Source organism: Collinsella sp. AM31-2AC, from assembly GCF_003469285.1.
Taxonomy (GTDB): Bacteria; Actinomycetota; Coriobacteriia; order Coriobacteriales; family Coriobacteriaceae; genus Collinsella; species Collinsella aerofaciens_AT.
The window spans coordinates 80,886-94,407 of record NZ_QSJB01000013.1; the positions used below are offsets into that span (position 1 = coordinate 80,886).

A 13,522-nucleotide genomic window follows, 5' to 3' on the forward strand; every position below is an offset into this window, starting at 1 on the left:
AAATCATAAAACGGTTCGTTGCCGCTACAGAGACGCGATCGTTGCGTTTGCGCACTTGAGCGCACCGTCGGTGACGGTAAGCGCCACACCCTGGCCCTGCTTGTTGCAGAAGCGAGCGTTGAGCGCAACATCATCGACAAAGATGGTCGCGATATCGTCGTCAACGACCAGGCGCACATGATGAGTGCCCTCGCCCTTAAAGAACAACGGACGCTCGAGGCCCATGTTGTTGACCTGGAACCACGGGTACTGGGGAGCCGGCGTGAACTCGAGCTTGCCCTCGCGCAGGTTGGCGCGGAACTCATAGGCAAGACCGGTCTCGGCGTCCTCGGCGAACTTGACCGAGAAGCCGGCAGCGTTACCGCCGAGCTCAATGTCGGTATCGAGCAAGTAGGTGGAGCCGGCGTCTGCAGACAAAACCTGCTCGACCTTGCCCGACTCGCAGGAGAGCTCGAAGGCTTCGACAGCCTTGCCCTCGCCAAAGGCGCCGAGCATGCTGTCGGGAAGCTTGGTGCCGAGCGTTCCGTCGGCACGCTGAACGATCTCGAGGGGCATGAAGGTACCACCCCACAGGTAAGAGCTGGGGTCGTCGCCCTCGTCACGCGTAGGAACCCAACCAAAGAGAACGCGACGCTCGCCATCGAATGCGGTGCGAGCGGCGTAGTACGCGCGGCCGTCGAAGGAGTCGTCAGCGGGGGTAATCCAAGGACCGTTGATGGACTTGGACATGCGGTAACGGGTCTTGTTGCCGTCGCTGTACTCGGAAAAGACGAGGTACCACCAGTCGCCCATCTTAAAGAGATCAGGCATCTCAAACATGGTGTACAGGCCTGGGTTCCACCAGTCGCCCTGGAACTCCCAGTTGGTCAGATCCTTGGAGGTGAACTTGACCAGGCGGCCGGTCATCAGACGCTTGTCCTCGCCCACACGCGTGCCGAGGATGAGCATGTACTCTTCGTTCTCCTCATCCCAAAGCACAAAGGGATCGCGCCAGTTGCGGTCATCGTAACCCTCCTGGGGCGGAAGCAGCGTCTCGGCGATGTTCTTCTCCCACTTGACGGCGTCGTCGCTCGTTGCGTGAAGAAGAACCTGCTTCATCAAACGTGCGCGGACCTTATCGCGATTGCAACCAGTGTAGAGCGCATGGTACTTGTCGCCCACCTTAAACACCGTGCCGGCATAAATGTACTGGTCGACTTCCTCGTCGCCGCCGCGCTCAAGGCTCTCGCCAAAGTCCTTGTAGTTGACGAAATCCTTGGTCGTAGCGAGTGCCCAGCCAAACGGCTCTCCGAAAGGTTCGGGGTTACGCGTGTCACGCTGATGATAGAGATAGAACGTGCCGTCCTCGCCGTACGGCATGATGTCGCCTACCCAAATTCCCTCAGGCTGGTAATACACCTTGTGCATCCGAGACTTCCTTTCCACGACATACTAACTCGGTACAATGGCAAGATATGTCAATCGTTTTCATATGTCAAACGTTTTCATATCAATACGTCTTTTCGCAGTTCCAGTCGTCGGTAAACGGTTGACATATGCCGGCGAACGGTCATCGGAGGCGTTTGAGGAATTCTTTTGGCACAGGATGAACTACGCGGTTTTGCCCTCAATGAGTTCAACGGGGAGCTTGATATTCGATTCGGGATTATCGCCGTTAATAAGAGCGATGATGGATTGCGCCGCGAGCTCTCCGATGCGATCGATATCTTGACGTACGGTTGTTAAGTCAGGCATAAACGTCATAGTTCGGCGGGCACCATCCGCGCCCACGACCTTAATATCGTCTGGAGCGCTCAAGCCGCGCTGCTTCATCACGTTGAGACAGATGGCCGCCATCGTATCGTCTCCCGCAAAGATGCCGTCAATATCGGGGTTCTCATCGAGGATCTTCGCAACGACCGCGCCCTTTTCGTCGTCGGGCTTAACGAACTCAACCTCACGGACAAGCGCGGACAAACCGGCCTGCTCAACAACATCGAGGTAGGCATCGGTACGCTTATTGGCGGGCATGCGCATGCGGCTATTGCTGCGCAGGCACAGGATACGCCTGCAGCCGTCATCAATCAGACGGCGCGTGGCGAGCTCGCCAATGCCATAGCTGTCACTTGCAATCTGGACAGAGCCCTCGCCAAGATCGCAGTCGATGCCAACCAGGCTCAAGCCCATCTCGGCATATGCCTCGGCACCGATATTGAGGGAGTTGACGATGACGCCGTCGACCATATTGCGGCGGAGCATGTCAATATAGGAACGCTCAAGATCGGGTCGATTGGCACTGTTGCACAGCAACATCTTAAAGCCGTTTTCCGCTAACGTGCGCTCGACCGCCTGCACAACCTGAGCATGGAACGGGCTGCTCACAAAGGGAACGATCATGCCGATAAGGTTCAGACGGCCGTTGAGCATGGCACGGGCGATATCGTTGGGCGTATAGTTGATGCGCTCCATCGCGGCATGGACCTTATCGCGGGTCTCTTGGCTAATATAGCCGCGATTATTAAGCACGCGAGATACCGTAGTAGGCGAAACCCCCGCCACCGCTGCAACTTCCTTGATGCCAGGCTTAGCAGAATCCTTAGAACGAGCGCCCTCGCGAGCCATAGCACCCTCCCCCATCAACATGTCATACGTTTACATACGAACAAAGCATACCCCAACAACAGCGGGAAGACGGTAACGGCACAAGTAAGTAGACGACTCATCCAAATAATTAGGAGAGTTCCGCCTAAAGGGTGACTACACAGGACCCCCGCCGGGCCGCTTTGGGTTACTTTCCAAAACATTTCCGCAGGACGCAAAGGGCTCCGCCGCGCGAAGCGCGCAGCGGAGCCCTTTGCATGTCCGAGGACGTTTTGGAAAGTAACCCAAAGCGGCCCGGCGATCCTGCGGGAGTTAAACCCCTTTAGAACTTGTCGTGGAAGGTACGCGAAATGACCTCGTCCTGCTGCTCCTTGGTGAGCGTGTGGAAGTTCACGGCATAGCCGGAAACGCGGATGGTCAGCTGCGGGTACTTCTCGGGGTGAGCCTGAGCATCGAGCAACGTCTCACGGTTGAAGACGTTGATGTTCAGGTGATGGCCACCCTTCTCGGCGTAAGCGTCGAGCATGTGGACCAGGTTATCGGCCTGAGTCTCGGAAACTTCAGAAACCTTCATAATGTGTCTCCTTCGATCGATAGGCGCCGGCCGAAACCGGCGCGCTAATCAGTAATCGTTATTGTTAGTATAGCACTAACAATAGTTACTCGCCCAGCTGATCAAGGTCGATATCGCCAAAGAACACCTGGTCCTCCTTGCCGAGCGCACCCGGGATGATGGAGAAGGTGTTGGAGATGCCGTCCTGAGCATCGCGGAACGGGAGCTTGGAAACCGAAGACAGCGAAGCGATGGCGCCGTGGCTATCGCGCTTGTGCATGGGGTTAGCACCCGGGGCGAACGGCTGGCCGGCCTTGCGGCCGTCGGGCGTGGAACCGGTCTTCTTACCGTACACGACGTTGGAGGTAATGGTCAGAACCGAGGTCGTGGGCACGGAGTTGCGGTAGGTGTCGTTCATGCGGATGTACTCCATGAACTGGTGCACAACGTCGTGAGCGATCTGGTCGACGCGGTCGTCGTCGTTACCGTACTTGGGGAACTCGCCCTCGGTCTCGAAGTCGACGATGATGCCGTTCTCATCACGGACGGGGTGGACCTTGGCGTACTTGATGGCGGACAGGGAGTCAGCCACGACGGAAAGGCCAGCGATGCCCGTAGCGAACCAGCGGTGCACGTGCTTGTCGTGCAGAGCCATCTGGATGCGCTCGTAGCAATACTTGTCGTGCATGTAGTGAATGATGTTCAGCGAGTTGACGTACACGCCAGCGAGCCACTTCATCATGTCGTTGTACTTGGCCACAACGTCGTCGTAATCGAGCGTATCGCCCTCGACGGCGCGATACTTGGGGCCGACCTGCTTCTTGGAGACCTCGTCAACACCGCCGTTGAGTGCGTACAGCAGGCACTTGGCCAGGTTGGCGCGGGCGCCGAAGAACTGCATCTCCTTGCCGATGCGCATGGAGGACACGCAGCAGGCGATGCCGTAGTCGTCGCCATGGTAAACGCGCATGAGGTCGTCGTTCTCGTACTGGATCGAGGAGCTGGCGACAGAAGTCTTGGCGCAGAACTTCTTGAAGTTCTCGGGCAGACGGGTCGACCACAGAACGGTCATGTTGGGCTCGGGGCTGGTGCCCATGTTCTCGAGCGTGTGCAGGTAGCGGTAGCTCATCTTGGTAACGAGCGTACGGCCGTCAACACCCATGCCGCCGATGGACTCGGTGACCCACTGCGGATCACCGGTGAACAGGGCCTGGTACTCGGGGGTACGGGCAAACTTGACCATGCGGAGCTTCATGATGAAGTGATCCACGAACTCCTGGATCTGCTCCTCGGTGAAGGTACCGTTGGCAAGGTCGCGCTCAGCGTAGATGTCGATGAACGTAGAGGTACGGCCGATGGACATAGCGGCGCCATTCTGCTCCTTGACGGCAGCGAGGTAGGCGAAGTACATCCACTGGATGGCCTCCTGCGTGTTGGTAGCAGGGTTGGAAATATCGAAACCATAGGTCTCGGCCATCATCTTGAGCTCGCCGAGGGCGCGGATCTGCTCCTGCAGCTCCTCACGGTCGCGGATGTTGTCGGCGGTCATGACCGTCGGGGTGGAAGCCTTCTGGGCCTCCTTGTCCTTGATCAGGTAGTCGACACCGTACAGGGCGACACGACGGTAGTCGCCGATGATGCGGCCGCGGCCATAGCCATCGGGCAGACCGGTGATGATGTGGGCCGAACGGCAGGCGCGCATCTCGGGGGTGTAGACATCGAAGACGCCGGCGTTGTGGGTCTTGCGCTCGAAGGTGTAGCGCTCGACAACGTTCTCGTCGATCTTGTAGCCGTGCTGGCTGGCAGCCTGGCAAGCGATGCGGATACCGCCGTTGACGTGCAGCGCGCGCTTGAGCGGCTTGTCGGTCTGGAGGCCGACGATGGTCTCCTTGTCGCGATGGGCGTTATCGATGTAGCCAGCGGGGTGGCTCACGATACCCGTGACGGTCTTGGTGTCCATATCGAGGACGCCGCCCTGCTCGCGCTCCTTGAGCAGCAGGTCGAGAACCTCGCCCCACAGCTCCTTGGTACGCTCGGTCGGGCCGGCGAGGAACGACTCGTCGCCCTCGTAGGGGGTGTAGTTCTTCTGGATGAAGTCTCGGACGTCAACCTCTCCCGTCCAGATGCCTTCCTTGAAGCCTTCCCATGCCTCCTGCATTGTGTAACCACGCTCCTAGTTACGTATAATGCGGCGCTCTCTCACACCGCTGCTTATTGAATTCTTGAATTATCGGCTTGCACTACCGGCTTCTTCCGTTCTTCACCACACGTTGGTACAGGGAAAAACGTTTGTCCACCTTGGAACTGCAACCCAAAACCCAAGATTTCACCCGTTTGAGAAGGATAACATAGCCACCCCCTTCATCAGGGCTGTTATATGTTTCTTTTTTTATACCATAAGGTTGTTTTTAACAAATCCGCAGGAAACGCTCCCACCATCAGCTACCGTTCACCGATTCGCTTGATATTTCCCCTTGCCTTTATACGTCCTTCACTCTAGCTGTCATGCCAGCTTTAGCAGAGTAAAGTGCCCCAGAGACCCCACAGAAACTACAGGGCGGCCACGGGATTTCCCCCGGGGCCGCCCTGTGGCATGGCTAGTTATTTAGCTTTGATTGCCGCTTGGCATTAGGCGGCTGCGGCGGCTTTGTCGGTCGTTGCCTTGCTGTGGCCCTGGCCCTCAAAATGCTTGTAGCACCAGCTGGTGACCAGCGGGGTCAAAATGGCCGTCACGATAGCACATGCTGCGACCTGCGCCGTAGCCGTCGCGAGCACCGCGCCGCCGTACATGGCCTCGTTGACGCTTGCCATGGCAGCAGGCGTGGCCACATTGGCTCCGGCGCAGCTCGAAATGGCCGCACCTGCGACACCCGTACCGCCCGTGAGCTTATCGACCGCGATGACGGGAATTGCAAAGACCACCGAGCAGATCACGCCGAGCAGGATGCCGGGAAGACCACCGTTGATAAGCTGGCCAAAGGTCATGGTCGATCCCATGGCAAAGAAGACGAGCACGATGATGGCGGAAAGTGCCGGTGCCATCATCTTCTTAAAGCTGGGGAAGAGGTTACCCAGGATAATGCCGACGACGATCGGCAGGATGGCGCCCACGAGCGACCAGCCGATCGGAGCCTGACCGGCAGCGCCGAGCACGATCATCGTGACCGGAGGGCCGACAACCAGCGTGGTGATTGCGACGGCACCACGTTCGGCCTCATTGCCCATGGTGCCCATCAGTCCAGCGTACATAGCGTTGTTCGCACCCGTGCAAGCGGCCAGCATCACCATGGCCGAGATACCAAACAGGTTGTCGTTGAACACATAAAGGATGAGCAGCGACACGGCAACGACCACGATCTGCTTGACGGCGATGATGATGGCGCCGCGGGCAGCGGCGGCAGGAGCGCTCTTAAACGAAATCGTCGTACCGACGATGAGCAAAAAAGCGCCAACAAGCGGGCCTGCGCCCTGCTGGGTCATGCCGAGCGTAAAGCTGCCGAGCGTTTTGAACAGGTCGGGGAACAGCGTGTTGAGCAGGCAGCCCAACAAAAGCGGCACCAAAATATTGGCACCCGGGATGGAGGACATCTTAAAGAACGGCTCCTTTGCCGCCGGCGCCTCCACCGCAGTCGATTCACTCATTTATATCTCCTTTTGATGCGTGCGACACGCGGTCACACGCTCCTGTGCCAGAAAGAAGGCGACGGTCCCGAGTCGCAGGAGCCGTCGCCGAATTAACGTCGCGGGGTATTACCCGTCCAGAACGATGCCACCGTCGCAGTCACCGATCTCGCCGTTCACGAAGCTGGCAAGGTCGGAGGCAAAGAAGAGCACCATCTGCGCGGGCTCGCTTGCCTGGGCGGCACGGCCCAGAGGAATACCGTTGATGATGCGCTGAGAGTTCTCGTCAGAGAGAATCGAGGTCATATCGGTAAGGGTGAGCGACGGGCACACGGCGTTGCAGCGGACGCCAAACTTGCCGCCTTCCTTGGCGACTGCCTTGGTTAGACCGTTAACACCGGCCTTGGAGCTCGCGTAAGCCGCGGTGCCGAGCAGGCCGCCACCGATCTTGCCCGCAACGGAACTCACGTTGACGATAGTGCCGGCATGGGCCGCCTTAAAGTGCGGGTACACAGCATTCATCATAGTGAAGGTACCGTTGAGGTTGATGTCGATGGTACGACGCCACTCGGTGTCATCGATCTCGTCGAACTTCTTGGTGCTGATGACGCCAGCACAGTTGATCAGGATGTTGGTTTGCGGCAGGTCCGTAAAAATCTGCTCGACGGTCTCGCGTGCCTTGGGTGCATCGGCGACATCGAGCTGATAGAACTTGTTGCCCTCGCCAAGCTCGACCACAGCGGCCTCGCCCTTGGCAGCGTTCCTTGCGATGAGCGCGACGTGTCCGCCGCCCGCGACGATGCCCTTGGCGATCTCGAGGCCAATGCCCTGAGTGCCGCCGGTAACGATCGCGGTTTTGCCCGTGAAGTCAAATGCCATGACTCCAACCCCCTTGATTCAGGTGTCTCCTTGCGGGAAGTTGGAGCATCGCACGTGGCGATAAATGAGTCCCAGTCGTCATGGTGGTGACAACCCCTCGCCTAACCGCGGGCATAGTAGTTCTTTGAAACGCTTCAGCAATTGAATTTTTTAACTCTTTATGCGCTCTTTATATTGCCCACTGCATGAGGCCCGAATATGCGGGTATCATCTTTCACCGAAAATAGTTTCTAGTGTTAGGGGTTTTCGGTGGAAGATACCGATTTCCATGAGCTTGGACGTCAGCTCTTAACTGAGTTTGGCAGCATGCATCATCGCATTTCACGCTCTGCGGACAAAGCTCTCGGCGGCGAGATGGCTGTCATGCGCGCCCTCATGCTCGCTGGCGGTTCGCTCACGCCGAGCGAACTCGCAAATCGCGCCTGGGTCTCGAGTGCCCGCATCGCCAATATCTTACGCACTCTCGAAGCCAAGGGCTGGGTCGAGCGCGAGCACTCAAAGACCGACCGTCGTCGTGTACACGTCACGATGACCGACAAGGGATTCCAGAATCTCGAAATCAAACGTCGGGAATTCGAGGAGCGCACCGCGGCCTTCCTCGAGCAGCTCGGCGAAACAGATACCCAAGAGATGGTGCGCCTTCTAAGGCGTCTCAACGAAATTATCGACTGCAATCAAGAAAGGAGAAATGCCAAGTGAGGATTCTCAAGCTCTTTAAAAAGCATGTCCCATCACTGTTCGCAGCTATCGTACTTATCGTAATCAGCTGTAACGCCGATCTGGCACTGCCTACCTATATGAGCGACATCGTCGACGTGGGCGTGCAGCAAGGCGGCATCGCCTCGCCCGTGCCCGACACCATTCGTGCCGAATCGCTCGACGACCTCGAACTCTTTATGAGCGCCAAAGACGCCAAGACAGTAGAAGCTGCGTTTGGCAGGGCAGACAAAAACGGCATTCGCACGTACAGGGGAACCGAGGATGAGCGCGCCGACGGCGGCAAGATTGCCGATATCATGAGCCTGCCCGAGACCGTCGTCCTTTCGCTCAACCAAGGCATCGACGCCAGCTCCATGGGCGACATGATGGGCGCGTCCAGCGAGAAAGGCAACAGCGACGCCCAAGCCATGCCCACGCCCGAGCAAATGGCAGCGATGACGCCCGACCAGCTCGCCAAGATACAGCAAAAGGCCGCAGCGGCGCAGAATATGCAAAAGCAGATTGATGCCGACGGCGGCAAGATCACCATGAAGAGCCTGCGTCTAGGCGTTGAAGGCGGCCTAATCGACCAAGGCAAGCTCGTCGAGGGCGCCAACGGTATGGCGGACAAAATGGGCTCCATGTCGGGCTCCATCGTGACCCAACGCGCCGTGAGCTATGTGCAGGACGAGTACAAGGCACAGGGTATCGACCCCGCCGACGTGCAGAACGCCTACCTGGGCCGCATGGCGACCACGATGTTTGGTCTGTGTCTGGTGTCGCTGGTCGCCACCATCCTGACCGGTGCCGTGGCTTCGCGCACCGCCTGCTCCATCGCCCGCGACCTGCGCCGCGAGACCTTCAACAAGGTTATGCACTTCTCGCCGGCCGAGGTGGGCAAGTTTAGCCAGGCCTCGCTCATCACCCGCTGCACCAACGACATTCAGCAGATTCAGATGGCCGCAACCCTGTTTATCCGCATGTGCCTCATGGCGCCCGTCATGGGCATCGTCGCCGTCATGCGCGTCCTGGCCAACCACACCGGCCTGGAGTGGACCATCGCCGTGGCCATCATCGCGGTCTCGGCCGTCGTCGGCGTGCTTATGGGCCTCACCATGCCCAAGTTCAAAAAGATGCAGAGCTTTGTGGACCGCGTGAACCTTACCGCCCGCGAGCTGCTCGACGGCCTTATGCCCATCCGCTCGTTTAACCGCGAGGAGCATGAGCTCGAGCGCTTTGACCAGGCGTCCCTCGACCTGATGACCACGCAGCTCTACACCAACCGCGCCATGAGCTTTATGATGCCGCTCATGATGCTCGTCATGAACTGCATCACCGTGCTTATCGTCTGGTTTGGTGCGCAGGGCGTGTCCGACGGCGTGATGCAGGTCGGCAACATGATGGCGTTTATCTCCTACACCATGCAGATCGTCATGGCGTTTATGATCCTCACCATGGTTTCGGTCATCCTGCCCCGCGCCGAGGTCGCAGCCGAGCGCGTGGAAGAGGTCATCACCTGTCCCACGAGCATCAACGACCCCGTCTCGCCCAAACTGCCCGCGGCCAACGCGCCGCGCGGTGAGCTCGCCTTCCACGACGTGAGCTTCCAGTATCCCGATGCCCACGCCGATGTCATCAGCGGTGTGAACTTCACCACGCACGCCGGCCAGATGCTCGGCATCATCGGCTCCACGGGTTCGGGCAAGTCCACGCTTGTGCAGCTCATCCCGCGCCTGTACGACGTCACCGGCGGCAGCATTTCGCTCGACGGCATCGACGTGCGCGATATGACCCTTTCCGAGCTTCGCCGCCGCATTGGCTATATCCCGCAGCAGGGGCGTCTGTTCTCGGGCACTGTCGAGAGCAACCTCAAATTTGCCGGCGACATGGTGAGCGATGATGACATGCGCCAGGCGGCACGCATCGCACAGGCCGAGGACTTTATCGCCGAGCGCGAGGGCGGCTACGACTCCCCCATCAGCCAGGGCGGCTCCAATGTCTCGGGCGGTCAGCGCCAGCGCCTGGCCATCGCCCGCGCGTTGGCCAAAAAGCCCGAGGTCGTGGTGTTCGATGACTCGTTTAGCGCCCTCGACTACAAGACCGACGCGCGCCTGCGCGAGGAGCTTGCCAAAAACGTTACCGACGCCGCGCTCGTGGTCGTGGCCCAGCGCATCGCGACCATCATGCACGCCGATCAGATCATCGTGCTCGACGACGGCCACGTAGTGGGCACCGGCACGCACGAGGAACTGCTGCACAACTGCCCGGCATACCTGGAGATCGCACAGTCGCAGCTTTCCGCCGAGGAGTTGGGGCTTACCCAAGAAGAGATTGAAGCCGTCATGGAAGGAGGCGAGCGCTAATGGCAGACGAGACCAAGACTCAGATTCCCAAGCCCACCCGCCGGCGCGGTCCCATGGGCCGCATGGGTGGTATGGGCCGCGGCGAAAAGGCCAAGGACTTTAAGGGCACCATGAGGCAGCTGCTCGGCTATATCGGCCAGCACAAGATTGCCGTGTTTGCCGCCGTCGCCTTTGCCGTATGCTCGGTCATCTTTAACATTGTGGGGCCCAAGGTGCTCGGCCAGGTTACGACCAAGCTGTTCGAGGGCCTGGTTGCCAAGGTCAACGGTACCGGCGACGTTGACTTTGCCTGGATCGCCAAGACGCTCGGCTTTTTGCTCTGCCTGTATCTGGCAAGCTCTGTCTGCGGCCTCATCCAGGGCTGGCTCATGACCGGCGTCACGCAAAAGATTTGCTACCGCATGCGCAAGGAGATCGCCGCCAAGATCGCTGTCGTGCCGATGAGCTACTTCAACGGCCACAGCAAGGGCGACGTGCTCAGCCGCATCACCAACGATGTCGACACGCTGGGTCAGTCACTCAACCAGAGCGTGACACAACTCATCACATCGGTGACGCAGATTATCGGCGTGCTCGTCATGATGCTGTCGATCAGTCTGCCGCTCACCGGCGTCACCGTGCTCACGCTGCCGGCTGCCGCGATTATCCTGACCGTGATGATTCACTTCTCGCAGCCGTACTTCCGCGAGCAACAGCAAGTCCTGGGCGCCGTCAACGGCATTATCGAGGAGGACTTTGCCGGCCAGAACGTTATTCAGGTGTTCGACCGCGCCGAGGCCTCAATCGAGGAGTTCGACCGTCAAAACGACCGTCTCTTTATTAGTGGCTGGCGCTCGCAGTTCCTATCGGGCCTGATGATGCCGCTTATGAGCTTGGTGGGCAACATGGGCTACGTGGGCGTTGTCGTGGTGGGCGCACAGCTCGCGCTGACCGGCAATGCCACGCCCGGCGACATCCAGAGCTTTATCCAGTACGTGCGCAACTTTACGCAGCCGGTGCAGCAGCTGGGCAACGTGAGCAACACGATGCAGTCGATGGCCGCTGCCACCGAGCGCGTCTTTGAGTTCCTCGCCGCGCCCGAGGAGGAGCAGAAGGCCGACGCCCAGATTCCCGAGAAGCGCCCCGGCCACGTTGAGTTCGACCACGTCAAGTTTGGCTACACGCCCGACAAGACCATCATCCACGACTTTAGCTGCGAGGCGCAGCCCGGCCAAACCATTGCCATCGTCGGCCCCACCGGCGCCGGCAAGACCACGCTCATTAAGCTGCTGCAGCGCTTTTACGACGTGGACGGCGGTTCGCTGCGCGTCGAAGGCGTCGACGTGCGCGACTGGGACCGCGCGGCGCTGCGCGGCGAGTTTGCCATGGTGCTGCAGGACACCTGGCTGTTTAACGGCACCATCCGCGAGAACATCCGCTACGGACGCCCCGATGCGACCGACGCCGAGGTCGAGGCCGCCGCACGCGCCGCACGCTGCGACCACTTTATCCATACGCTCGCCGGCGGCTACGACTTTATGATCAATGAGGAGGGCACCAACCTCTCACAGGGCCAGCGCCAACTCGTGACCATCGCCCGCGCCATTTTGGCCGACCGTCCGGCGCTGATTTTGGACGAGGCGACTTCCAACGTCGATACCCGTACCGAGGAGCTTATTCAACGCGCCATGGATGCGCTGATGCAGGGCCGCACGAGCTTTGTCATCGCGCATCGCCTGTCCACGATCCGCAACGCCGACGTGATCTTGGTGATTCGCGACGGCGACATCGTCGAGAAGGGCACGCACGACGAGCTGCTCGCCCAAGGCGGCTTCTACGCCGACCTGTACAATTCGCAGTTCGACGAAGCGGCGTAAATTCTGCCGCAGGGAACGAATAACGCCCGAGAACGGGGGCGCAGGACAGCCTGCGCCCCCGTTTTTTGTTCTGCGGCCCTCGAACCGCCTCCCCTGGGACCTGATTGACGCCCTCCCTCAAGGCCCCGTGGACAAAAAATGGCAAATATGAGTACTGTCACCTTTTTAGTAACAGCCAAAACAGCCCCATATGCTGCCCGCACGGCTTGCAAGCGCCCCTAAATTACTCAAATAGTTCTATAGCGGGCTTATATGTGTTAAGGTTAATGAACATATTTTCTGTTATGTCTATTATCTTATGCCGGCAATATGACACTACGATAGCAACAGTACTCATATTTGCCATTTTTTGCCCACAGGGCCCGGAAAAGGCCAACAGGGTAGTCATTGGGTGTTCCTATAGTTTTGTCAACCGTCGGGGCAACTCCCGGTAGGGCACCCGGTCGCGCATCACGGCGTATATCGCCCTGAGCCGCTTCCTCGCGACGGCCTTGAGCGCCCGCCCGCGCCCCATGCCCCGCGCCCTGCAGGCCCGGTAGTACTCGCCGTAGCGCCCCGAGGACCTCACCAGGCTGTTGCACGAGAAGATCAGCAGGGACTTGAGCCTCGCGTCGCCGCGCCTGGACGCCCTGACCGACCTCACCGACGTGCCGGAGCTCCTCACCCTCGGGGCTATGCCGCAGTACGAGGCCAGGTGGTCGTGGTCCGGGAACCTCCCGATGTCGACCGACACCGCGAGCTGCGCCGCGGTCCTCGGGCCGATGCCGGGCACGGTGAGCAGGCACGCGTAGGTCTCGTCGCCCTCGAGCAGCGCCGCCGTCTCGGCCTCGAGGGCCCCGGCCTCGTCGAGGGCCTCCGATATCCGGGCGGCCAGGAACCTGACCTGCCTGTTCTCGGCCTCGACGAGCGCCGGCGGGGGCGCGGTGGAGGCGGCCGCGGCCTCCCCGGCGGCCTCGGCCCGCGGGCCCCCG

The 13,522-nt window shown here is 59.6% G+C and carries 10 protein-coding genes; 3 read left to right on the forward strand and 7 right to left on the reverse strand.

The window, feature by feature from the left end; translation table 11 throughout:
* Positions 1–24: 24 nt before the first annotated feature.
* The 6 genes from DW796_RS07555 to DW796_RS07580 form a co-directional block, all read right to left on the reverse strand.
* On the reverse strand, positions 25–1,407 hold the full coding sequence (locus DW796_RS07555) for a family 43 glycosylhydrolase (protein ID WP_117583519.1): 1,383 nt from the start codon (positions 1,405–1,407) through the stop codon (positions 25–27).
* Positions 1,408–1,590: 183 nt separating this feature from the next.
* Positions 1,591–2,601 carry a LacI family DNA-binding transcriptional regulator gene (locus DW796_RS07560; protein ID WP_022094949.1) on the reverse strand — a complete coding sequence of 337 codons (1,011 nt, stop codon included), beginning with the start codon at positions 2,599–2,601 and terminating at the stop codon, positions 1,591–1,593.
* Between the two features lie 301 nt (positions 2,602–2,902).
* Positions 2,903–3,154: an autonomous glycyl radical cofactor GrcA3 gene (gene grcA3 / locus DW796_RS07565; RefSeq protein ID WP_117583521.1), complete on the reverse strand. Its 252-nt coding sequence runs from the start codon at positions 3,152–3,154 to the stop codon at positions 2,903–2,905.
* Positions 3,155–3,239: 85 nt separating this feature from the next.
* The gene (pflB, locus tag DW796_RS07570; RefSeq protein ID WP_117583522.1) at positions 3,240–5,291 is read right to left on the reverse strand and encodes a formate C-acetyltransferase; all 2,052 of its coding nucleotides are present in this window, start codon (positions 5,289–5,291) and stop codon (positions 3,240–3,242) included.
* A gap of 470 nt (positions 5,292–5,761) precedes the next feature.
* Positions 5,762–6,775 carry a 2-keto-3-deoxygluconate permease gene (locus DW796_RS07575; RefSeq protein WP_117564719.1) on the reverse strand — a complete coding sequence of 338 codons (1,014 nt, stop codon included), beginning with the start codon at positions 6,773–6,775 and terminating at the stop codon, positions 5,762–5,764.
* A 108-nt stretch (positions 6,776–6,883) separates the two neighbouring features.
* Positions 6,884–7,633: an SDR family NAD(P)-dependent oxidoreductase gene (locus DW796_RS07580; protein WP_089572357.1), complete on the reverse strand. Its 750-nt coding sequence runs from the start codon at positions 7,631–7,633 to the stop codon at positions 6,884–6,886.
* Between the two features lie 249 nt (positions 7,634–7,882).
* Here DW796_RS07580 and DW796_RS07585 point away from each other — a divergent pair, with 249 nt between their 5' ends.
* Genes DW796_RS07585 through DW796_RS07595 form a run of 3 tightly spaced genes read left to right on the forward strand, consistent with a single transcriptional unit; the run spans position 7,883 to position 12,551 of the window.
* Entirely contained in the window at positions 7,883–8,332 is a 450-nt protein-coding gene (locus DW796_RS07585; protein ID WP_089572358.1) for a MarR family winged helix-turn-helix transcriptional regulator, read from the forward strand.
* On the forward strand, positions 8,329–10,695 hold the full coding sequence (locus DW796_RS07590) for an ABC transporter ATP-binding protein (protein ID WP_118094736.1): 2,367 nt from the start codon (positions 8,329–8,331) through the stop codon (positions 10,693–10,695). Before DW796_RS07585 ends, DW796_RS07590 begins: the two co-directional genes overlap by 4 nt.
* Positions 10,695–12,551: an ABC transporter ATP-binding protein gene (locus DW796_RS07595; protein WP_117716325.1), complete on the forward strand. Its 1,857-nt coding sequence runs from the start codon at positions 10,695–10,697 to the stop codon at positions 12,549–12,551. Before DW796_RS07590 ends, DW796_RS07595 begins: the two co-directional genes overlap by 1 nt.
* Before the next feature lie 397 nt (positions 12,552–12,948).
* Here DW796_RS07595 and DW796_RS07600 read toward each other — a convergent pair.
* On the reverse strand, positions 12,949–13,522 hold a 574-nt coding region (locus DW796_RS07600; RefSeq protein ID WP_147351025.1), incomplete at its 5' end, for a transposase.